This window comes from Streptomyces sp. NPDC004788, from assembly GCF_053601115.1.
Map to the genome: position 1 here is coordinate 50,292 of NZ_JBSGBF010000027.1, position 19,797 is coordinate 70,088.

A 19,797-nucleotide genomic window follows, 5' to 3' on the forward strand; every position below is an offset into this window, starting at 1 on the left:
CATGGAAGCTTTCACCACGCACACCGGCCGCGCCGTCCCGCTGCGCCGCAGCAACGTCGACACCGACCAGATCATCCCGGCGCACTGGCTGAAGAAGGTCACCCGCGACGGCTTCGAGGACGGTCTCTTCGAGGCCTGGCGCAAGGACGAGCAGTTCGTCCTCAACCGCCCCGAGCGGCAGGGGGCCACGGTCCTGGTCGCCGGCCCCGACTTCGGCACCGGCTCCTCCCGTGAGCACGCCGTCTGGGCGCTGCAGAACTACGGCTTCAAGACCGTGATCTCCAGCCGCTTCGCCGACATCTTCCGCGGCAACTCGCTGAAGAACGGCCTGCTCACCGTCGTCCTGCCGCAGGCCACCGTCGACGCCCTGTGGGAGCTGACCGAGGCCGACCCGACCGTCGAGGTCACCGTCGACCTGGAGGCCCGCAAGGTCCTCGCCCCCGGGATCGACGCCGACTTCGAGCTCGACGAGAACGCACGGTGGAGGCTGCTGAACGGTCTGGACGACATCAGCCTCACCCTTCAGAACGAAGCGGACATCGCCGCCTACGAGGCAGCTCGACCGGCCTTCAAGCCCCGTACAATTACGGTCTGAGCAGCGCGTTTCCACGACTGCGCCCCCCACCGCCCGGTGGGGGGCGCAGTCGCTTGTTGAGGCCCGGTCGGGCGACAACTCGCCCTAGATGGCACAATCGGTGCATGGAAGGTGACAGCCAACTCGAGCTCTACGAGGCCGTCGCCGCCCGATTGAAGCAAGCGCACAGAAGGGTGCGCGAACTGCAAGTCCCGGAGGGCGTAAGGATGGCGCTGTCCCGGAAGCTGCTGGTCGTGACGGCCGCGGCGAAGCACGACATCACGGACGCGGCAGCGCGTCTGGACCGGTTGATGAAGGACCTCGACGAGGGTCGATTCCCTGAAGACGACTGACGCCCGGAACTCCGCAACGCGTCTTCCGCGTTGCGGCACTAGGGTGATTAGCCCGTTTCGTGTTTGATTTGCGGTATATACATGCCTAACGTGCGAAAAAGCTTGAACACTTTCGTTCTGGCAAAGTCTCCGAAGGGGAAGACGTGAACAAGGCGCAGCTCGTAGAAGCGATTGCCGACAAGTTGGGCGGCCGCCAGCAGGCCGCCGAAGCCGTCGACCACGTGCTCGACGCCATCGTGCGCGCCGTGGTCTCCGGCGACCGGGTCTCGGTCACCGGCTTCGGGTCGTTCGAGAAGGTCGACCGCCCCGCCCGTTACGCCCGCAACCCGCAGACGGGTGAGCGCGTGCGGGTCAAGAAGACCTCCGTTCCGCGCTTCCGCGCGGGTCAGGGCTTCAAGGACCTGGTCAGCGGCTCGAAGAAGCTCCCCAAGGGAGGCGAGGTCTCCGTCAAGAAGGCCCCGAAGGGCAGCCTCATGGGTGGCGGCGCCGCGTCCGCCACCGTGAAGAAGGCCGCGGCCAAGAAGGCCACCACCGCCAAGAAGGCCGCCGCGAAGAAGGCGACCCCGGCGAAGAAGGCCACCCCGGCGAAGAAGACCACCGCCGCCGCGGCCAAGAAGACCACGACGGCCGCCGCGAAGAAGACCACGGCCGCCGCCAAGAAGACCACGACGGCGAAGAAGACCACCACCGCCGCCGCGGCCAAGAAGGCCACGCCCGCGGCGGCGAAGAAGGCCACCGCCAAGAAGACCGCGCCGGCGAAGAAGGCCACCGCGAAGAAGGCGCCCGCCAAGAAGACGACGGCGCGCAAGACCACCGCGAAGAAGACCACCGCCGCGAAGAAGTAAGGCGGCGCGTGCTCATACGCCGGGCCGGGCTCCCTGTCGGGGAGCCCGGCCCGCGGCGCGTACAAGGGGATTTTCGGCCGTATGAACGCTGCACGAGCAGCCGTGTGGGCGGCCGTGCACGCGGTCGTACATGCGGCCGTGCATGCGGGGCCGTGCATGCGGGGCCGTGCATGCGGGGCCGTGCGTGCGGTCGTACGGGCGCCGCTAGAACGTCTGCAGCGTCACCAGCGTGATCCGCAGGGCCGCACCCTCGCCCTCCGTCTCGATCCGCACCCGCTGCCCCGGCCGCAGCAGCCGCAGCCCGCCCGCCACGAAGGCGTCGCCCCCGAACTCGACCGGGGTGCCGTCGTCCAGCAGCACGCTGCCGCTGTGGGTCTCGGGATCGTACGTGTACGCGGTCGCCTGCATGGACGGCAGCCTATCCGGCCCGCCCGCTAACCGGCCGCGCGCACCCAGCGGGCCGCCGTCCGCGGCCCCACGCCGAGCGCCAGGGCCGCCGCCAGATCCTCTCCGGTGTCCACGTCCCGGCGTACGGAATCCACCCCTGCCAGCCGGATTTCCACCGCTCCCGACGACAAATGCCGACGCCGGGAAGCCCCTCCGAAAGCCGGTTCCAATTCCGTGTCCGGACCGGCCGAGAGGAATGTCGTACCTATTTCGGCGGCATCCGCGAGAAATGCCCTCGGGAATTGCCCCGCCACCGCCAGGACCCGCGCGAGCTCGGCCGGCCGCAGCGCCGGAAGGTCCGCGTTCAGCGCCGCCACCCGGGCCCCGGGCCGCCCCGCCCGCACCGTACGGGCCCCGTGCGCGAGGGCCCCGTTGAGCCCCGCGCCCGGCAGGTCCGGCACGATCCGCGCGCCGAGCGCCGCGAGCGCCCCGGCCGCCGCCGGATCATCCGTGACGACCGCCACATCCCGTACCGCGGGGCAGGCGAGCACCGCCGCCACCGTGTCCTCGGCGAACGCCAGCGCCAGGCGGCGGCGCAGCGGGCCGCCCACCGCGGGGCCGAGCCGGCTCTTCGCCCGTGCCAGCGGCTTCAGGGGCACGACGAGCGACCAGCCGTCGTCCGCGCTCTCGTCGGCGTAGCTCTTCATCGGGCCCCATTCTTCCCGCCTCCGCCCGGTCCGCCGGCCCCTTTTCTCCCACCCGCGGCCCGGTTCCCTCCCACCCGCCGGCCGGTTTTCTCCCACCCACCGCCCGGTTCCCTCCCACCCGCCGGCCTCTCTTCTCCCGCCCACCGCCCGGTTTCCGGCCGCCCGCGCCCCAGGAGTTCCGTCCCGCCCGCGCGAACCGGCCGGGCCCCGGGGCGTACGGTGTCCTCGACAGCCCAGGAGCGGGGGGCGACACTTGACCCTCCCCGCGAACCAGTCCGGAGAAAGGTGTCCGAGTGTCCCGCCGCAGAATCGGCTTCTGGTACCGCCTGGCGGCGGTCATCGCCAAACCCCCGCTGGTGGTGCTGTTCAAGCGGGACTGGCGCGGAACGGAGCACATCCCGGCCGACGGCGGCTTCATCACCGCGGTGAACCACAACTCGTACCTGGACCCGCTGTCCTACGCGCACTACCAGTACAACACCGGCCGCGTGCCCCGCTTCCTGGCCAAGGCCGGCCTCTTCAAGGGCGGCTTCGTCGGCACGATGCTGCGCAACACCGGCCAGATCCCGGTCTACCGCGAGACCACCAACGCCCTGGACGCCTTCCGGTCCGCCGTCGACGCCATCGAGCGCGGCGAGTGCGTCGCCTTCTACCCCGAGGGCACCCTCACCCGCGACCCCGAGATGTGGCCCATGGCCGGCAAGACCGGCGCCGCCCGGGTCGCGCTGCTCACCAAGGCGCCCGTCATCCCGGTCGCCCAGTGGGGCGCCAACCTCGCGATGCCGCCGTACGCCAAGGAGAACAAGCTCAGCCTCTGGCCGCGCAAGACCCTGATCGTGCAGGCCGGTCCGCCCGTCGACCTCTCCCGCTTCTACGACCTCGAACCCACGCCCGACGTGCTGCGCGAGGCCACTGAGGAGATCATGGCGGCGATCACCCGGATCCTGGAGGAGGTCCGCGGCGAGAAGGCCCCGGCCGAGCCGTACGACCACAGGAAGGCGCGCCAGGAGCAGCGCCGCAAGGCCGCGAAGGCCGCTGAGGAAGGCAAGAAGTGACCAAGGCAGCCGTCTTCGGCAACGGATCCTGGGGCACCGCCTTCGCCATGGTGCTCGCCGACGCGGGCTGCGAGGTCAGCCTCTGGGGCCGCCGCGCCGCCCTCGCGGAGACGATCAACAGCACCGGGGTCAACCCCGACTACCTGCCCGGGGTCGAACTCCCCAAGGGCATCACGGCCACCGCCGACGCCGCCGAGGCCGCGCGCGACGCCGACTTCACCGTCCTCGTCGTGCCCTCCCAGACGCTGCGCGAGAACCTCGCCGACTGGGCGCCGAAGCTGGCCCCCGGCACCGTCCTCGTCTCCCTGATGAAGGGCATCGAACTCGGCACCGCCAAGCGGATGAGCGAGGTCATCACGGAGGTCGCGGACGTCCCGGCCGAGCGCGTGGCGGTGCTCACCGGCCCCAACCTGGCCCGCGAGATCGCCGCCCGGCAGCCCGCCGCCGCCGTCGTCGCCTGCGCCGACGAGACGGTCGCCCAGCGGCTCCAGACCGCCTGCATGACGCCGTACTTCCGCCCGTACACCAACACCGACGTCGTCGGCTGCGAACTCGGCGGAGCCGTCAAGAACGTCATCGGGCTCGCCGTCGGCATCGCCGACGGCATGGGCCTCGGCGACAACTCCAAGGCCACGCTCATCACCCGCGGCCTGGCCGAGACCACCCGGCTCGGCCTCGCCATGGGCGCCGACCCGCTCACCTTCTCCGGCCTGGCCGGCCTCGGCGACCTCGTCGCCACCTGCTCCTCGCCGCTCTCCCGGAACCACACCTTCGGCACCAACCTGGGCCGCGGGATGACCCTCCAGGAGACCATCGCGGCCACCAAGCAGACCGCCGAGGGCGTCAAGTCCTGCGAGTCCGTGCTCGATCTGGGCCGCCGGCACGGCGTCGACATGCCCATCACCGAGACGGTCGTGTCCATCGTCCACGAGGGCAAGCCGCCGATCGTCGCGCTCAAGGAGCTGATGTCGCGCAGCGCCAAGGCCGAGCGGCGCTGAGCCGCAGGGCACACCGAACCGCAGGGCGGCGCTGAGCCGCAGGGCACGCCGAACCGCAGGGCGGCGCTGAGCCGGACGCGCGAAGCGGAAGCGGGGCGCTCAGCAGTTCGGACGCCGCAGGGTACGCTCATCGCGATATGAGCGAGAACACCCAGAGCCCCCGCAAGCCGCGCGTGGCCGTCGTCTTCGGCGGACGCAGCTCCGAGCACGCCATCTCCGTCGTCACCGCCGGTGCCGTCCTGCGCGCCATCGACCGGGACAAGTACGACGTGCTGCCCATCGGCATCACCCGGGAGGGGCGCTGGGCGCTGACCGCCGACGCCCCCGAGCGGATGGCGATCGCCGGCCGCGTCCTGCCGGACGTCGCCCAGCTCGCCGAGTCCGAGACCGGCGGCGTGGTCCTGCCCGTCGACCCCGCCAGCCGCGAGGTCGTCCTCAACGAGCCCGGCTCGCTGCCGCAGGCCCTCGGCGAGGTCGACGTGGTCTTCCCGATGCTGCACGGCCCGTACGGCGAGGACGGCACCCTCCAGGGCCTCCTGGAGCTCTCCGGCATCCCGTACGTCGGCGCCGGCGTCCTCGCCTCCGCCGTCGGCCAGGACAAGGAGTACATGAAGCGCGTCTTCGTCTCCTTCGGCCTGCCCGTCGGCCCGTACGAGGTGATCCGGCCGCGCGAGTGGGAGCAGAACCCGGCCGCGGCCCGCAAGAAGATCGTGGAGTTCGCCGCCGACCACGGCTGGCCGCTCTTCGTGAAGCCGGCCCGTGGCGGCTCCTCCGTGGGCATCACCAAGGTCGACGACCTCTCCGGCCTGGACGAGGCCGTCGAGGAGGCCCGCCGCTTCGACCCGAAGATCATCGTCGAGGCGCTGGTCAAGGGCCGTGAGATCGAGTGCGGCGTCCTGGAGTTCGAGGACGGCCCGCGCGCCAGCGTGCCGGCCGAGATCCCGCCGGTCACCGACCACGACTTCTACGACTTCGAGGCGAAGTACATCGACTCGGCCTCGGGCCTGGTGCCCGCGCCGATCGGCGACGAGGCCACCGCCGAGGTCCAGCGCCTCGCCGTCCTCGCCTACGAGTCGGTCTCCTGCGAGGGCCTGGTGCGCGCCGACTTCTTCCTCACCGAGGACGGCGGCTTCGTCATCAACGAGATCAACACCATGCCCGGCTTCACGCCCATCTCCATGTACCCGCGCATGTGGCAGGAGAGCGGCGTCAGCTACCCGGAGCTCGTCGACCGGCTCATCCAGGCCGCGCTGAACCGCTCCACCGGCCTGCGCTAGGCAGCCCTCCCGCTCAGAGGCCGGCCCTCCCGCTCAGAGGCTGGGCGGGACGGCCTTCTTCACGGGGGCGGCGAGATCCACGAGCGGGCCGACATCGTGCGCGTACCGCTTGTCCAGCGTCACCTCGACGTACGTCTTCCGGTACGTCGTGGTGAAGCGGGGGCCGTCGCCCGCGCGCGGCTCGAACAGCCAGTTCACGCCGTTCGCGTCGATCCCCTGCGCCTGCGGATCGTTCATCTTTTCGGGTCGGGGGACCCCGCAGCGCAGTACGATCGCCGCATCCCCCCACGCGGCGGTCAGCTCGGACTCCGGCTCGGTGCCGGTCCGCTCCAGACCCGCCACGGTGTCGGGCAACTCCTTCGCGAGCGCACGGCAGAAGGCGGCTTCGGCCGCCGGAGGACCGGGAACCGCCACCGACGCCTTCGCGTCCGCGGAGGAACAGCCCGTGACGGCGAGCAGCAGCACGCCGACCGCGGCGGCGGAGACGGACAGGCCGAAGGGCCGGTGGGAAGACATCACCGGCCAAGGGTAGACGGGGGCTAGATATGCACGACCGGGCAGGTGAGGGTGCGCGTGATGCCTTCCACTTGCTGGACCTTGGCGACCACCATGCGGCCGAGCGCGTCCACGGTGTCGGCCTCGGCGCGGACGATCACGTCGTAGGGACCCGTCACGTCCTCGGCCTGGATGACTCCAGTGATCTTGGAGATGGTCTCGGCGACGGTCGACGCCTTGCCCACCTCGGTCTGAATAAGGATGTACGCCTGTACCACGGAACCTCCAGGGCGGCCACGAGGATCTTGTGGGAGAAAGAGACGCCACGGTACCGCGTCGCCGCGGGCCGCGGGGAGACCTCCGCGCCCGGAGGCGCCCGCGGTGTGGCGCAGGCAGATGAGAAGTTGACGGTCGGCTTGACGGTTAACTTGACGGTATCCGGCACGGTGACGGCCCGCGACCCGCACGGCGAGGAGCGGCGGAGCGGCGCGGCGGCCGGCACGACGACACGAGGTGACACGCGGTGAAGGGCACAGTCGGAGAGCTGGGCGAGTTCGGGCTCATCAGGGAGCTCACCTCCCGGCTCACCTCCACCCCCGCGGTGCGGATCGGCCCCGGCGACGACGCCGCCGTGGTCTCCGCCCCCGACCGGCGGGTGGTGGCCAGCACGGACATCCTGCTCGAAGGACGTCACTTCCGCCGCGACTGGTCGACGGCGTACGACGTCGGCCGCAAGGCCGCGGCGCAGAACCTCGCCGACATCGCCGCCATGGGCGCCGTCCCGACCGCGCTGCTGCTCGGGCTCGTCGTCCCCGCCGAACTCCCGGTCACCTGGCCCACGGAACTCATGGACGGACTGCGCGACGAATGTCAGGTCGCGGGCGCCGCGGTGGTCGGCGGCGACGTCGTCCGCGGCGACACGATCATGGTCTCCATCACCGCCCTCGGCGACCTCCGCAACCACGACCCGGTCACCCGGGGCGGCGCCCAGCCCGGCGACGTCGTCGCCTACACCGGCTGGCTCGGCTGGTCCGCCGCCGGATACGCGGTGCTCTCCCGCGGCTTCCGCTCCCCGCGCGCCTTCGTCGAGGCCCACCGCCGCCCCGAGCCGCCGTACCACGCCGGCCCGGCCGCCGCCGGGCTCGGCGCCACCGCCATGTGCGACGTCAGCGACGGCCTGATCGCCGACCTCGGGCACATCGCCGAGGCCAGCAAGGTCCGGATCGACCTGCGCTCCGGCCTCATCGACATCCCGACCCAGATGCACGACATCGGCCAGGCCGTCGGCGTCGACCCGCTCCAGTGGGTGCTCACCGGGGGAGAGGACCACGCGATCGTCGCCACCTTCCCGCCGGACGTGAAGCTGCCGGCCCGCTGGAAGGTCATCGGCGAGGTCCTCAACCCGTCCGCGCTGCCGCAGGTGACCGTGGACGGCGCGCCCTGGCACAGCAAGGGCGGCTGGGACCACTTCGGCGGTACGGAGTGAGCACCCGGCCTCCTCTCGTCCTGACCGTCGCCGGATCCGACTCCGGCGGCGGCGCGGGCATCCAGGCCGACCTCAAGACGATGCTGGCGCTCGGCGTCCACGGCATGAGCGTGATCACGGCCGTGACCGCACAGAACTCGCGGGGCGTCCAGGGCGCCTGGGAGCTGCCCGAGGAGGCCGTACGGGCCCAGTTCCGGGCCGTCGTCGACGACATCGGCGTCCAGGCCGTGAAGACCGGCATGCTGGCGTCCGCCGCGCTGGTCGAGACGGTGGCCGAACTGCTCTCCTCCGTCGCGGCCCCCGTCGTCGTCGACCCGGTCGGCGTCTCCAAGCACGGTGACCCGCTGCTCGCCGCCTCCGCGCTCGGCTCCGTCCGTACGAAGCTGCTCCCGGCCGCCACCGTGGCCACGCCCAACCTGGACGAGGTGGCGCAGCTCACGGGCGTGGTGGTCGAGGACGAGGACGGGATGCGGCGGGCCGCCGACGCGGTCCTCGCGTACGGGCCGCGCTGGGCGCTCATCAAGGGCGGGCACCTCGACGCCTCGGGCGAGGAGGCCGTCGACTTCCTGACGGACGGCACCGAGGAGCACTGGTTCAGGGCCCCGCGCCACGACAACCGGCACACGCACGGGACGGGCTGCACGCTCGCCTCGGCGGTGGCGTCGGGCCTCGCGAAGGGGCTGGAGGTGCCGGAGGCGGTGCGGGAGGCGAAGGCGTACGTGACGGGCGCGATCGCGGCGGGGTTCGCGCTGGGCTCGGGCATCGGTCCGGTCGACCACGCCTGGCGACAGCGGTCCCGGTAACCGTTCCCGGGCAAGGCAAAAGGCCGGTTCACCGAGGTGAACCGGCCTTTCAAGGCAACCGCAGGGCTGCGCTACGACGAAACGTCGGCGGGGCTGTCCCCGCTTGACGCGGGGGAGCACCAATTAGCGCGAGACCTTGCCGGCCTTGATGCACGAGGTGCAGACGTTGAGCCGCTTCGGCGTCCGACCGACCACGGCACGCACACGCTGGATGTTCGGGTTCCAGCGACGAGACGTACGGCGGTGCGAGTGCGAAATGTTGTTGCCGAAGCCCGGCCCCTTGCCGCAGACGTCGCAGTTGGCAGCCACGGGTCACTCCAAAGACTTCAGATTTACAGGAATCCGGCGCACCGGATCGGATCTAGGATCTGAAGTGGTTTGCCGGGGAATGGCCCGACGGTGCCGGGCAACCGAAGCAGCATACAACGACCGCTTCGGTGGAACGAAACTACCATGTTCCGCCCGGCCCCCGCCCCGGGCCCCTGGTGAGCCCGGGTCTACGCTGCGGTGAACCCAGCGCAGAGCACAGGAGGACCACGCGTTGCCCCACCCGACGCCGCGAGCCCCGCAGATCCTCGACGCCGAAGCCGTCCGGTCCTGGTGCGCAGGGGCGCTGGCGGCGCTCGGCCGGGAGCGCGAGGAGATCGACGCCATCAACGTCTATCCCGTCGCGGACGGGGACACCGGTACGAACCTGTACCTGACGGTGGAGTCGGCGGCCCGGGCGGTCGACGGGGTCCCCGGGAGCGCGGGAGTGGCCGAGGTCATACGGGCCATGGCGCACGGCGCGCTGCTCGGCGCCCGCGGGAACTCCGGGACGATCCTGTCCCAGCTGCTGCGCGGCATGGCCGCCGTCCTCGCCGACGGCGGTGACGGAGATCACCTCGCCCGCGCCCTCGCCGGCGCCGCCGAGGCGGCCTGCGCGGCCGTCGCCCACCCCGTCGAGGGCACCGTCCTCACCGTCGCCCGCGCCGCCGCCGACGCCTGCGGGACGGGCGGGGAGCTCGCGACGGTGGCCAGGAAGGCCTACGAGGGGGCCCGGACGGCCTTGGACGCGACCCCCGGGCAGTTGGCCGCGCTCGAACGCGCCGGAGTCGTGGACGCCGGGGGGCGGGGCCTGGTGGCGGTGCTCGGGGCACTCGTGGAGACGCTCACGGGCGAGCCGCCCGAGCACCCCCTCGGCCCCGTGCGCCACCCGGTCCTGGAAGACGTCGCCTGCGAGGGCGGGGGCGGGCCCGCGTACGAGGTGATCTACCTCCTGGAGGCCCGGGACGCCGCCGTGGACCGCCTGAAGAGCCGCCTCGACGCGCTGGGCGAGTCCCTGGTCGTGGTCGGCGGCGACGGGCTGTGGAACGTGCACGTCCACGTCGACGACGCCGGCGCCGCCGTCGAGGCCGGGGTCGAGGCGGGACGCCCGTACCGCATCCGCATCACCCACTTCGACGTGCACGCCGAGCACTCCGAGCGCGCCGGGCACGCAGGGCACTCCGAGCGCGCCGGGCACGCCGAGCCAGCCGAGCGCGCCGGACGCGCCATCGTCGCCGTCGTCCCCGGCGAGGGCCTCGCCGGCCTCTGCGCCGGGGCGGGCGCCACCACGCTGCTCGCCCGCCCCGGAGAGCCCCCCACCGGCGCGGAGCTCGCCGACGCCATCCGCCGCGCCCACGCCCACGAGGTCGTCCTCCTCCCCAACGACACGGACCTGCGCACCGTCGCCGCCGAGGCCGCCGAACAGGCCCGCGCCGAAGGCATCCGCGTCGCCCTCATCCCCACCCGGGCCGCCGTCCAGGGCATCGCCGCCCTCGCCGTCCACGAACCCGAGCGCCGCTTCGACGAGGACGTCGTCGCCATGACGGCCGCCGCCGGCGCCACCCGCTACGCCGAACTCGCCGTCGCCGAACGCCAGTCCTTCACCTCCGCCGGCGTCTGCCAGGCCGGCGACGTCCTCGGCCTCATCGAGGGCGACGTCGCCGTCATCGGCCAGGACCTCACCACCACGGCCCGCACCGTCCTCGACCGCATGCTCTCCGCCGGCGGCGAACTCGTCACCATCGTCACCGCCGCCGACACCCCGCCGGCCCTCGCCTCCACCCTCGAACGCCACGTCCGCGCCACCTACTTGGCCGTCGACACCACCACGTACCAGGCGGGCGAGGGCGCGCCGCCCCTGCTGATCGGGGTGGAGTAGGGGGTACGGGGGCAGGGGCGCCAGGCCGCCGCGACGGGGGACTTCCCGTCGCCGGTAGGCGACGGGTGTCAGTGGTGTGGTGTGCAATGGGTACCGTGCCCGCGCTCGACGAACCCCTCAAGAAACTGCTCGGCGCCGCCACCGCCAAGGTGATGGCCGAGCACATGGACCTGCACACGGTCGGCGACCTGCTGCACCACTACCCCCGCCGGTACGCCGAGCGCGGCGAGCTCACCGCGCTCGCCGACCTGCCGCTGGACGAGCACGTGACGGTCGTCGCCCAGGTCGCCGACGCGCGCGTGCACACGTTCAACAAGGGCGGCCGCGGCAAGGGGCAGCGCCTTGAGGTGACGATCACCGACGGCAGCGGCCGGATGCAGCTGGTCTTCTTCGGCCGCACCGTGCACTTCCACCAGAAGGAGCTGCTGCCCGGCCGCCGCGCGATGTTCGCCGGCAAGGTCGGCCTCTTCAACCGGCGCCTCCAGCTCGCGCACCCCGAGTACAAGCTGCTCGACGCCGAGAGCAGCACCGAGACCGTCCGCGCCTTCGCCAACGAACTGCTGCCGATCTACCCGGCCTGCAAGCAGCTGGAGTCCTGGACCATCGAGCAGTCCGTCTCCATCGCCCTGGACTCGATGGCGGCCACCGCGTGGGAGGGCCTCGTCGACCCGCTGCCGCCCGCGCTGCGCGAGGGCCGCGGTCTCACGGACCTGCCGGACGCGCTCATGAAGATCCACCGCCCGCGCACCAAGGCGGACATCGCGGACGCCCGCGACCGCCTCAAGTGGGACGAGGCGTTCGTCCTCCAGGTCGCCCTCGCCCGCCGCCGCCACGCCGACACCCAGCTCCACGCCGTCGCCCGCCGCCCCGCCGCCGACGGGCTGCTCACCGCCTTCGACGCGAAGCTGCCGTTCACGCTCACCGACGGCCAGCAGAAGGTGTCGAAGGAGATCTTCGACGACCTGGCCACCGAACACCCCATGCACCGCCTCCTCCAGGGCGAGGTGGGCTCCGGCAAGACGCTGGTGGCGCTGCGCGCCATGCTCGCCGTCGTCGACGCCGGAGGACAGGCCGCGATGCTCGCGCCCACCGAGGTGCTCGCGCAGCAGCACCACCGGTCCGTCACCGAGATGATGGGCGAGCTCGCCGAGGGCGGCATGCTCGGCGGCGCCGAGAACGCCACCAAGGTGGTGCTGCTGACCGGCTCCATGGGGACGGCCGCGCGCCGGCAGGCGCTCCTCGACCTTGTGACCGGCGAGGCCGGCGTCGTCATCGGCACCCACGCGCTGATCGAGGACAAGGTGCAGTTCCACGACCTCGGCCTGGTCGTCGTCGACGAGCAGCACCGCTTCGGCGTCGAGCAGCGCGACGCCCTGCGCGGCAAGGGCAAGCAGCCGCCGCACCTCCTCGTGATGACGGCCACACCGATCCCGCGCACCGTCGCCATGACGGTCTTCGGCGACCTGGAGACCTCCGTCCTCGACCAGCTCCCGGCCGGCCGCTCCCCGATCGCCAGCCATGTCGTGCCGGCCGCCGACAAGCCGCACTTCCTCGCCCGCGCCTGGGAGCGGGTCCGGGAGGAGGTGGAGGCCGGCCACCAGGCGTACGTGGTCTGCCCGCGCATCGGCGACGAGGAGGACCAGAAGCAGAGCGCCAAGCGGAAGCCCAGCCCGGAGGACGAGGCCGAGAAGCGCCCGCCGCTCGCCGTGGTCGAGGTCGCCGAGCAGCTGCGCAGCGGCCCGCTCGCCGGGTTGCGCGTCGAGGTGCTGCACGGCCGGATGCACCCGGACGACAAGGACGACGTCATGCGCCGCTTCGCGGCCGGCGAGGTCGACGTCCTGGTCGCCACGACCGTCATCGAGGTCGGCGTCAACGTGCCCAACGCCACCGCCATGGTGATCATGGACGCCGACCGCTTCGGCGTCTCCCAGCTGCACCAGCTGCGCGGCCGCGTCGGCCGTGGCTCCGCCGCGGGGCTGTGCCTGCTCGTCACCGAGATGCCCGAGGCGAGCCCGGCCCGCCAGCGCCTGAACGCGGTCGCCGCCACCCTGGACGGCTTCGAGCTCTCCCGCATCGACCTGGAACAGCGCCGCGAGGGCGACGTCCTCGGCCAGGCCCAGTCCGGCGCCCGGTCCTCGCTGCGGATGCTCGCCGTCATCGACGACGAAGAGGTCATCGCCGCCGCCCGCGAGGAGGCCACCGCCCTCGTCCTCGCCGACCCGGACCTCACCGCCCACCCCGAGCTGCGCACCGCCCTGGACGCGCTCCTCGACAAGGAGCGGGAGGAGTACCTGGAGAAGGGCTGACGCGAGGGGGCCGAAACAGCCATAAGCTGTTACGCGCGTAATAGGTTTTGGACAACGAGGGGCCCCACATGACCCGCGTGATCGCCGGCACCGCCGGCGGACGCCGACTCGCCGTGCCGCCCGGCAACGGCACCCGGCCCACCTCCGACCGCGCGCGAGAGGGACTCTTCTCCACCTGGGAGTCCTTCCACGGCGTCGAGGGGGCCCGCGTGGCCGACCTGTACGCGGGCTCCGGCGCCGTCGGCCTGGAGGCGCTGTCCCGCGGCGCCGCGCACGCCCTGCTCGTCGAGGCCGAGCCGCGCGCCGCGAAGACCGTCCGGGAGAACATCCGCTCCCTCGGCCTGCCCGGCGCCGAACTGCGCACCGGCAGAGCCGAGCAGATCGCCGCCGGTCCCGCCCCGGCCGAGCCGTACGACCTGGTCTTCCTCGACCCCCCGTACGCCGTCTCGGACGACGATCTTCGCGAGATCCTCCTCACACTGCGGTCAGGGGGCTGGATAGGCGAGGATGCCCTCGTCACCGTGGAGCGCAGCACGCGAGGCGGGGAGTTCGGCTGGCCCCAGGGCTTCGAACCCCTGCGGTCCCGTCGTTACGGCGAGGGAACGTTTTGGTACGGTCGCGCCGCCTCTACGTGCGAAGACGCACGATGACCGGACCGGAGAGCGAGGGACCCAAGTTGCGCCGCGCCGTCTGTCCGGGGTCATTCGACCCCATCACCAACGGACACCTCGACATCATCGCCCGCGCGTCCAAGCTCTACGACGTCGTGCATGTCGCGGTGATGATCAACCAGTCGAAGCAGGGCCTGTTCACGGTCGACGAGCGGATCGAGCTCATCCGTGAGGTCACCGCCGACTTCGGCAACGTCGAGGTCGAGTCCTTCCACGGACTGCTCGTCGACTTCTGCAAGCAGCGCGACATCCCCGCCATCGTCAAGGGACTCCGCGCCGTCAGCGACTTCGACTACGAGCTCCAGATGGCCCAGATGAACAACGGGCTCTCGGGCGTCGAGACCCTCTTCGTGCCCACCAACCCGACCTACAGCTTCCTGTCGTCCTCCCTGGTCAAGGAGGTCGCGGCCTGGGGCGGCGACGTCTCCCACCTGGTGCCGCCGCAGGTCCTCGACCGGCTCACCGAGCGGCTGCGCCGGAAGTGACCCCGCGGTGACCCCCGGCCACCGCCACTGACGCTCCGTCACCAGGTCACGGAACGAGCCCGACTGGCCTTACAGTCGTCCCGTCCGTCTCCATCCAGCTGTAGAGAGTGGCGAGCCCCGGTGGACGTGCAGAAGAAGCTCGACGAGATCGTCACAACGGTCAGAAGCGCCCGCTCCATGCCGATGTCGGCGTCCTGCGTGCTCAACCGGGCCGAACTGCTCGCCCTGCTCGAAGAGGTCCGCGCGGCCCTGCCGGACTCCCTCGCCCAGGCGCAGGAGCTGATCGGCGGGCGCGAGCAGATGGTCGAGCGGGCCCGCCAGGAGGCCGAGCGGATCATCGAGGCCGCGCACGCCGAGCGCGGCTCGATCGTCTCGGACTCCCAGGTCGCCCGCCAGTCCCAGGACGAGGCCGACCGGATCCTCGCCGAGGCCCGCCGGGAGGCCGAGGAGATCCGCGCCGAGGCCGACGACTACGTCGACTCCAAGCTGGCCAACTTCGAGGTCGTCCTCAACAAGACCATCGCCTCCGTCGACCGGGGCCGCGAGAAGCTGCTCGGCCGCGGCCCCGGCCTCGACGCCGAGGGGTACGCGGACGAGGACGCCCCCGAGTACAGCGCGGACCCGCAGACCCTGATCCAGCGCGCCGACGGTTACGTGGACGCCAAGCTGGGCGCCTTCGAGGCCGTCCTCAGCAAGACCCTGGAGGCCGTCGGCCGCGGCCGCCAGAAGCTCCAGGGCCGGATCGCCTCCGACGCCCTCGGCGAGCACATGGCCGCCCAGGACGCGGCCGGCACGCCGCTGCACACCAGCGACGCCGACTACCTGGCCGGCCTCGCGGAGCTGGCCGACCCCGAGCCCGTACCGGCGGCGCAGCCCGTGCAGCCCGTACAGCCCGTGCAGATCCCGGCGCAGCAGGCCCAGCCCGACCCGTACGGGTACGAGCAGCCGGTCCAGGACCCGTACGGGTACCAGCAGCCGGACCCGTACGCCTACCAGCAGCCCCAGGGCGACCCCTACGCCTACCAGGGGCAGTACGGCTACGAGCAGCAGCCCGCGCAGCCCCAGCACCAGCCCGTCCAGCACCAGCAGGCGGCCTCGCTCGACGAGACCAGCTTCTTCGACACGAGCATGATCGATCTGGAGCAGCTGCGCCGCTACGAGCAGGGCCACTGACCGGTCCCGACCGGATCCCGACCGGATCCGGCCCGGGTTCGACCCCGGTCCCGGCCCGGATCCCGACCCGGATTGGGCCCTGAGCGAAGCGTCCAGTATTCTGGCTGTTCGGTCGCGCGTATCTCCGCGGTCCGTGCTGCCCGTATCCGGCAGCCCCCTCACGCATGTGAACGATCCGAAAGCAGGAAGAGCCCTGAGCACGCGCCTCGACCACCGCAACCCCCTCGTGTTCGACACACACGAGCTGGGGCGGCGTCCTGGTGCCATGCAGCGGATCTCCCGCACGGTCGACGCCCCCAGTGACCTGGGGATCGCCGGGGTCGTCGCGGTTCCCGAGGGCGATCCGGTGGAGATCGAGCTCCGTCTCGAGTCGGTCATGGAAGGGGTGCTTGTCACAGGCACCGCCCGTGCATCGGCCGAGGGGGAGTGCGTAAGGTGTCTGGAGCCCGTCGAGTTCGATCTCGACGCGGACTTCCAGGAGATGTTCTCGTACCCCGACTCCGACGACCGGGGCCGCTCCAAGGCGGCCGCGGACGACGAAGCCGAGGACGACGAGGACATGATCCCCCTCGAGGACGGCATGTTCGACCTCGAGCCCGTGCTGCGCGATGCGGTGGTGCTCGCACTGCCCATGCAGCCGGTGTGCCGGGAGGACTGTGAGGGTCTGTGTTCCGAATGCGGAATCAACCTGAACGAGAACCCGGACCACCACCACGACGCCGTCGACATCCGTTGGGCGGCATTGCAGGAACTCACCGGTTCGCTGGGAACCGATGAGAAGGACAACATGAGCGGCGCCGCAACCGGTGTCGACGAAGAGCAGGAGAAGTAGCCGTGGCTGTTCCGAAGCGGAAGATGTCGCGCAGCAACACGCGCCACCGCCGGTCGCAGTGGAAGGCTGCGGTCACCCCCCTGGTTTCGTGCGAGCGTTGCCAGGAGCCGAAGCAGCAGCACATCGCGTGCCCGAGCTGCGGCACCTACAACAAGCGCCAGGTCCTCTCGGTCTGAGAGGCTGGTGAGAGGCACGATGTCTGACCACGTCAACTCAGCCTCGTCCCACACGCTTCTGGAAGGGCGGCTCGGGTATCAGCTCGAGTCCGCCCTTCTGGTGCGTGCGCTCACCCACCGTTCGTACGCGTACGAGAACGGCGGTCTGCCCACCAACGAGCGGCTCGAGTTCCTCGGGGACTCGGTGCTCGGCCTGGTGGTCACGGACACGCTCTATCGCACCCACCCCGACCTGCCCGAAGGCCAGCTGGCCAAGCTTCGGGCCGCGGTGGTCAATTCGCGGGCGCTGGCGGAGGTGGGCCGCGGCCTCGACCTGGGCTCCTTCATCCGGCTCGGCCGGGGCGAGGAAGGCACGGGCGGCCGGGACAAGGCGTCCATCCTCGCCGACACGCTCGAAGCGGTGATCGGCGCGGTCTATCTCGACAAGGGCCTCGACGCGGCGTCCGAGCTGGTGCACCGGCTCTTCGACCCGCTGATCGAGAAGTCCTCCAACCTCGGCGCCGGCCTGGACTGGAAGACCAGTCTCCAGGAGCTGACCGCGGCCGAGGGTCTCGGCGTTCCGGAGTACCTCGTCAGCGAGGAGGGTCCGGACCACGAGAAGGTCTTCACTGCTGCTGCCCGCGTCGGTGGTGTCTCGTACGGCACCGGCACCGGCCGCAGCAAGAAGGAAGCGGAACAGCAGGCGGCGGAGTCCGCGTGGCGCGCGATTCGCGCGGCCGCGGACGAGCGCGCGGCGGCGGCCCGGGCCGCGACCGCGGGAGAGGCCGCCGACGCCTCTTCCGTGAAGGACCAGGCCTCGGCCTGACCTGCGCTTCCTCGCGCCATGCCCCTGTCCCCGCGCGGGACGGGGGCATCGTGCTGTCCGGGGTGTCGGTGGGCGGTTGTAGGCTTCCGGCAGTACCCGTCATGAGCCCGTCCGGAGGAGTCCCGTGCCCGAGTTGCCCGAGGTCGAGGTCGTCCGACGCGGTCTTGAGCGCTGGGTCGCCGGGCGGACGATCGCCGAGGTGGAGGTCCTGCACCCGCGGGCCGTGCGGCGCCACCTGGAGGGCGGGACGGACTTCGCGGCCCGGCTGAAGGGACAGACCTTCGGGGTCGCGCGGCGGCGCGGCAAGTACCTGTGGCTGCCGCTCGCCGGCGGCGAGGCGTCGGTGCTCGGGCACCTGGGCATGAGCGGTCAGCTGCTCGTCCAGCCCGAGGACGCCCCCGACGAGAAGCACCTGCGCATCCGGATCCGCTTCGACGACGGGGCCGGCACCGAGCTGCGCTTCGTCGACCAGCGCACCTTCGGCGGCCTCTCGCTCCACGACACCGCCCCGGACAGCACGGACGGCCTCCCGGACGTCATCGCGCACATCGCCCGGGACCCGCTCGACCCGGTCTTCGACGACGCCGCCTTCCAGCACGCGCTGCGGCTGCGGCGCACGACGATCAAGCGGGCGCTGCTCGACCAGTCCCTGATCAGCGGCGTCGGCAACATCTACGCGGACGAGGCGCTGTGGCGCGCGAAGCTGCACTACGAGCGGCCGACCGCGAGCCTGACCCGGCCGCGCTCGGCGGAGCTGCTCGGCCACGTCCGGGACGTGATGAACGCGGCCCTCGCGGCCGGCGGCACCAGTTTCGACGCGCTGTACGTGAACGTGAACGGCGAGTCGGGCTACTTCGACCGGTCGCTCGATGCCTACGGGCGGGAGGGCGAGCCCTGCCACCGCTGCGGTACGCCGATGCGCCGGCGCCCGTGGATGAACCGGTCCAGCTACTTCTGCCCGCGCTGCCAGCGCCCGCCGCGCGTCACGGCGTGACGGCTGCGGCTTCCGCGGCGCCCGTGGCTTCGGCGGAGCCCGTGGCTTCGGCGCGCTCCGCGTCGTAACTCTCGCGCGCGGCCAGTACCTGGTCCATGCGGCCCTCCACGAGGTGGATGAGGCCGAGCAGCCGCTCGGCGATCTCGCGGCCGAGCGGGGTGAGCCGGTAGTCGACCCGCGGCGGGTTCGTCGGCTGCGCCTCGCGGTGGACGAGTCCGTCGCGCTCCAGGGCGTGCAGGGTCTGCGACAGCATCTTCTCGCTCACGCCGTCGACCCGGCGCCGCAGCTCGTTGAAACGGAACGTGCCGTCGTGCAGCGCGCCCAGGGTCAGGCTGCCCCAGCGGCCCGTCACGTGCTCCAGCGTGCCGCGCGAGGGGCAGGCACGCGCGAACACGTCATAGGCGAGGGCGTCGGCGTCGGTCATGCCCTCCACCGTACTCCCGCACAGCGCTAACGGCCATGCATGCGCTCACCAGAAGTTTGCGCTTTCGAAAAGTTAGTGCTCTACTTCTGGTGTCCCCGGGAGGTGTTCCCCTGCACCTCCTTCGAGCTGTCCGAGCTGTCCGAGGAGTCCTCTGTGACCACGCCCGTCGTCTCCATCGCCTACCACTCCGGCTACGGCCACACCGCCGTCATCGCCGAGGCCGTCCGTGACGGCGCCGCCGACGCCGGTGCCACCGTCCACCTGATCAAGGTCGACGAGATCACGGACGCCGAGTGGGAGCTCCTGGACGCCTCCGACGCGATCGTCTTCGGCTCGCCGACCTACATGGGCACCGCGTCCGGTGCCTTCCACCAGTTCGCCGAGGCCACCTCCAAGCGCTGGTTCACCGACGCCTGGCTGGACAAGCTGGCGGCCGGCTTCACCAACTCCGCCTCGAAGAGCGGCGACAAGCTGCACACCCTGCAGTTCTTCCAGACCCTCGCCGGCCAGCACGGCATGACCTGGGTCAACCTCGGTCTGAAGCCCGGCTGGAACAGCAGCACCGCCTCCGAGAACGACATCAACCGCCTCGGCTTCTTCTCCGGCGCCGCCGCCCAGACGCCGAGCGACCTCGGCCCCGAGGCCGTCCACAAGGCCGACGTGGCCACCGCCGAGCACCTCGGCCGCCGCGTCGCCGAGACCGCCCGCACCTTCGCCCTGGGCAAGGCCGCCGCCTGACCTCCGGCGTCCATTCACCGGCCTGCGC

24 protein-coding genes are annotated in these 19,797 nt (G+C 71.7%); 18 read left to right on the forward strand and 6 right to left on the reverse strand.

Features of this window, described 5'->3' with window-relative positions; all coding sequences use genetic code 11:
* Position 1: 1 nt before the first annotated feature.
* The 3 genes from leuD (at position 2) to ACWEJX_RS14890 (ending at position 1,772) form a co-directional block, all read left to right on the forward strand.
* Positions 2 to 595 carry a 3-isopropylmalate dehydratase small subunit gene (gene leuD, locus ACWEJX_RS14880; RefSeq protein ID WP_403791738.1) on the forward strand — a complete coding sequence of 198 codons (594 nt, stop codon included), beginning with the start codon at positions 2 to 4 and terminating at the stop codon, positions 593 to 595.
* Between the two features lie 104 nt (positions 596 to 699).
* A complete protein-coding gene (locus ACWEJX_RS14885; RefSeq protein WP_403791736.1) occupies positions 700 to 927 on the forward strand; it encodes an SCO5555 family protein in 228 nt (75 codons plus the stop codon).
* A 143-nt stretch (positions 928 to 1,070) separates the two neighbouring features.
* Positions 1,071 to 1,772: an HU family DNA-binding protein gene (locus ACWEJX_RS14890; protein WP_451607847.1), complete on the forward strand. Its 702-nt coding sequence runs from the start codon at positions 1,071 to 1,073 to the stop codon at positions 1,770 to 1,772.
* Positions 1,773 to 1,976: 204 nt separating this feature from the next.
* Here the strand turns inward: ACWEJX_RS14890 and ACWEJX_RS14895 are convergent, their stop codons facing one another.
* A complete protein-coding gene (locus tag ACWEJX_RS14895; RefSeq protein ID WP_451607848.1) occupies positions 1,977 to 2,180 on the reverse strand; it encodes a hypothetical protein in 204 nt (67 codons plus the stop codon).
* 26 nt (positions 2,181 to 2,206) lie between these two features.
* The gene (gene cofC, locus ACWEJX_RS14900) at positions 2,207 to 2,866 is read right to left on the reverse strand and encodes a 2-phospho-L-lactate guanylyltransferase (protein ID WP_403791732.1); all 660 of its coding nucleotides are present in this window, start codon (positions 2,864 to 2,866) and stop codon (positions 2,207 to 2,209) included.
* 293 nt (positions 2,867 to 3,159) lie between these two features.
* On the opposite strand from cofC, the gene ACWEJX_RS14905 reads away from it, so the two are divergent.
* From ACWEJX_RS14905 to ACWEJX_RS14915, 3 genes are all read left to right on the forward strand, one after another.
* The gene (locus ACWEJX_RS14905) at positions 3,160 to 3,921 is read left to right on the forward strand and encodes a lysophospholipid acyltransferase family protein (protein WP_451607849.1); all 762 of its coding nucleotides are present in this window, start codon (positions 3,160 to 3,162) and stop codon (positions 3,919 to 3,921) included.
* On the forward strand, positions 3,918 to 4,919 hold the full coding sequence (locus ACWEJX_RS14910; protein WP_451607850.1) for an NAD(P)H-dependent glycerol-3-phosphate dehydrogenase: 1,002 nt from the start codon (positions 3,918 to 3,920) through the stop codon (positions 4,917 to 4,919). The genes ACWEJX_RS14905 and ACWEJX_RS14910 overlap by 4 nt, the downstream gene beginning before the upstream one ends.
* Before the next feature lie 137 nt (positions 4,920 to 5,056).
* Positions 5,057 to 6,196, forward strand: coding sequence for a D-alanine--D-alanine ligase family protein (locus tag ACWEJX_RS14915; RefSeq protein WP_451607851.1), 1,140 nt, complete (start codon positions 5,057 to 5,059; stop codon positions 6,194 to 6,196).
* 33 nt (positions 6,197 to 6,229) lie between these two features.
* Here the strand turns inward: ACWEJX_RS14915 and ACWEJX_RS14920 are convergent, their stop codons facing one another.
* Together ACWEJX_RS14920 and ACWEJX_RS14925 are read right to left on the reverse strand one after the other, a co-directional pair.
* The gene (locus ACWEJX_RS14920; protein WP_451607871.1) at positions 6,230 to 6,712 is read right to left on the reverse strand and encodes a DUF3515 domain-containing protein; all 483 of its coding nucleotides are present in this window, start codon (positions 6,710 to 6,712) and stop codon (positions 6,230 to 6,232) included.
* A gap of 23 nt (positions 6,713 to 6,735) precedes the next feature.
* Positions 6,736 to 6,969, reverse strand: coding sequence for an Lrp/AsnC ligand binding domain-containing protein (locus tag ACWEJX_RS14925; protein WP_451607852.1), 234 nt, complete (start codon positions 6,967 to 6,969; stop codon positions 6,736 to 6,738).
* 245 nt (positions 6,970 to 7,214) lie between these two features.
* On the opposite strand from ACWEJX_RS14925, the gene ACWEJX_RS14930 reads away from it, so the two are divergent.
* Both ACWEJX_RS14930 and thiD read left to right on the forward strand, forming a co-directional pair.
* Positions 7,215 to 8,177 (forward strand): thiamine-phosphate kinase, encoded by a 963-nt coding sequence (locus ACWEJX_RS14930; RefSeq protein WP_389208922.1) that lies wholly within the window; start codon positions 7,215 to 7,217, stop codon positions 8,175 to 8,177.
* Complete coding sequence (thiD, locus tag ACWEJX_RS14935) at positions 8,174 to 8,980, forward strand: bifunctional hydroxymethylpyrimidine kinase/phosphomethylpyrimidine kinase (protein WP_451607853.1); 807 nt, start codon at positions 8,174 to 8,176, stop codon at positions 8,978 to 8,980. Before ACWEJX_RS14930 ends, thiD begins: the two co-directional genes overlap by 4 nt.
* Before the next feature lie 123 nt (positions 8,981 to 9,103).
* Here thiD and rpmB read toward each other — a convergent pair whose 3' ends face one another.
* Positions 9,104 to 9,289 (reverse strand): 50S ribosomal protein L28, encoded by a 186-nt coding sequence (gene rpmB / locus ACWEJX_RS14940; protein ID WP_003957616.1) that lies wholly within the window; start codon positions 9,287 to 9,289, stop codon positions 9,104 to 9,106.
* A 232-nt stretch (positions 9,290 to 9,521) separates the two neighbouring features.
* On the opposite strand from rpmB, the gene ACWEJX_RS14945 reads away from it, so the two are divergent.
* The 9 genes from ACWEJX_RS14945 to mutM all read left to right on the forward strand — a co-directional run bounded on the left by ACWEJX_RS14945 (position 9,522) and on the right by mutM (position 18,607).
* Positions 9,522 to 11,165, forward strand: coding sequence for a DAK2 domain-containing protein (locus tag ACWEJX_RS14945; protein ID WP_451607854.1), 1,644 nt, complete (start codon positions 9,522 to 9,524; stop codon positions 11,163 to 11,165).
* 86 nt (positions 11,166 to 11,251) lie between these two features.
* On the forward strand, positions 11,252 to 13,471 hold the full coding sequence (recG, locus tag ACWEJX_RS14950; RefSeq protein WP_451607855.1) for an ATP-dependent DNA helicase RecG: 2,220 nt from the start codon (positions 11,252 to 11,254) through the stop codon (positions 13,469 to 13,471).
* A gap of 68 nt (positions 13,472 to 13,539) precedes the next feature.
* Positions 13,540 to 14,121, forward strand: coding sequence for a 16S rRNA (guanine(966)-N(2))-methyltransferase RsmD (rsmD, locus tag ACWEJX_RS14955; RefSeq protein WP_451607856.1), 582 nt, complete (start codon positions 13,540 to 13,542; stop codon positions 14,119 to 14,121).
* A gap of 26 nt (positions 14,122 to 14,147) precedes the next feature.
* A complete protein-coding gene (gene coaD / locus ACWEJX_RS14960) occupies positions 14,148 to 14,627 on the forward strand; it encodes a pantetheine-phosphate adenylyltransferase (protein ID WP_451607872.1) in 480 nt (159 codons plus the stop codon).
* 120 nt (positions 14,628 to 14,747) lie between these two features.
* Positions 14,748 to 15,800, forward strand: a complete 1,053-nt coding sequence (locus ACWEJX_RS14965; RefSeq protein ID WP_451607857.1) for an ATP synthase F0 subunit B — start codon at positions 14,748 to 14,750, stop codon at positions 15,798 to 15,800.
* Positions 15,801 to 15,933: 133 nt separating this feature from the next.
* A complete protein-coding gene (locus ACWEJX_RS14970) occupies positions 15,934 to 16,632 on the forward strand; it encodes a YceD family protein (RefSeq protein WP_451607858.1) in 699 nt (232 codons plus the stop codon).
* Between the two features lie 2 nt (positions 16,633 to 16,634).
* Positions 16,635 to 16,808: a 50S ribosomal protein L32 gene (gene rpmF, locus ACWEJX_RS14975; RefSeq protein WP_030195083.1), complete on the forward strand. Its 174-nt coding sequence runs from the start codon at positions 16,635 to 16,637 to the stop codon at positions 16,806 to 16,808.
* 19 nt (positions 16,809 to 16,827) lie between these two features.
* The gene (gene rnc, locus ACWEJX_RS14980) at positions 16,828 to 17,613 is read left to right on the forward strand and encodes a ribonuclease III (protein WP_403791723.1); all 786 of its coding nucleotides are present in this window, start codon (positions 16,828 to 16,830) and stop codon (positions 17,611 to 17,613) included.
* A gap of 124 nt (positions 17,614 to 17,737) precedes the next feature.
* Positions 17,738 to 18,607 (forward strand): bifunctional DNA-formamidopyrimidine glycosylase/DNA-(apurinic or apyrimidinic site) lyase, encoded by an 870-nt coding sequence (mutM, locus tag ACWEJX_RS14985; protein ID WP_451607859.1) that lies wholly within the window; start codon positions 17,738 to 17,740, stop codon positions 18,605 to 18,607.
* Here the strand turns inward: mutM and ACWEJX_RS14990 are convergent.
* Positions 18,597 to 19,031, reverse strand: a complete 435-nt coding sequence (locus ACWEJX_RS14990; RefSeq protein WP_451607860.1) for a winged helix-turn-helix transcriptional regulator — start codon at positions 19,029 to 19,031, stop codon at positions 18,597 to 18,599. The genes mutM and ACWEJX_RS14990 overlap by 11 nt on opposite strands.
* A gap of 153 nt (positions 19,032 to 19,184) precedes the next feature.
* Here ACWEJX_RS14990 and ACWEJX_RS14995 point away from each other — a divergent pair, with 153 nt between their 5' ends.
* Positions 19,185 to 19,769, forward strand: a complete 585-nt coding sequence (locus ACWEJX_RS14995) for a flavodoxin family protein (RefSeq protein ID WP_403791719.1) — start codon at positions 19,185 to 19,187, stop codon at positions 19,767 to 19,769.
* Positions 19,770 to 19,797: the final 28 nt, after the last annotated feature.

Excerpts from the sequence above, each read along its gene's own strand:
- ACWEJX_RS14885 (WP_403791736.1), top strand. The coding sequence starts at position 700 with ATGGAAGGTGACAGCCAACTCGAGCTCTACGAGGCCGTCGCCGCCCGA.
- ACWEJX_RS14920 (WP_451607871.1), bottom strand. The coding sequence starts at position 6,712 with ATGTCTTCCCACCGGCCCTTCGGCCTGTCCGTCTCCGCCGCCGCGGTC.
- ACWEJX_RS14895 (WP_451607848.1), bottom strand. The coding sequence starts at position 2,180 with ATGCAGGCGACCGCGTACACGTACGATCCCGAGACCCACAGCGGCAGC.
- leuD (WP_403791738.1), top strand. The coding sequence starts at position 2 with ATGGAAGCTTTCACCACGCACACCGGCCGCGCCGTCCCGCTGCGCCGC.
- rnc (WP_403791723.1), top strand. The coding sequence starts at position 16,828 with ATGTCTGACCACGTCAACTCAGCCTCGTCCCACACGCTTCTGGAAGGG.
- cofC (WP_403791732.1), bottom strand. The coding sequence starts at position 2,866 with ATGAAGAGCTACGCCGACGAGAGCGCGGACGACGGCTGGTCGCTCGTC.
- recG (WP_451607855.1), top strand. The coding sequence starts at position 11,252 with ATGGGTACCGTGCCCGCGCTCGACGAACCCCTCAAGAAACTGCTCGGC.
- ACWEJX_RS14915 (WP_451607851.1), top strand. The coding sequence starts at position 5,057 with ATGAGCGAGAACACCCAGAGCCCCCGCAAGCCGCGCGTGGCCGTCGTC.
- ACWEJX_RS14990 (WP_451607860.1), bottom strand. The coding sequence starts at position 19,031 with ATGACCGACGCCGACGCCCTCGCCTATGACGTGTTCGCGCGTGCCTGC.
- rsmD (WP_451607856.1), top strand. The coding sequence starts at position 13,540 with ATGACCCGCGTGATCGCCGGCACCGCCGGCGGACGCCGACTCGCCGTG.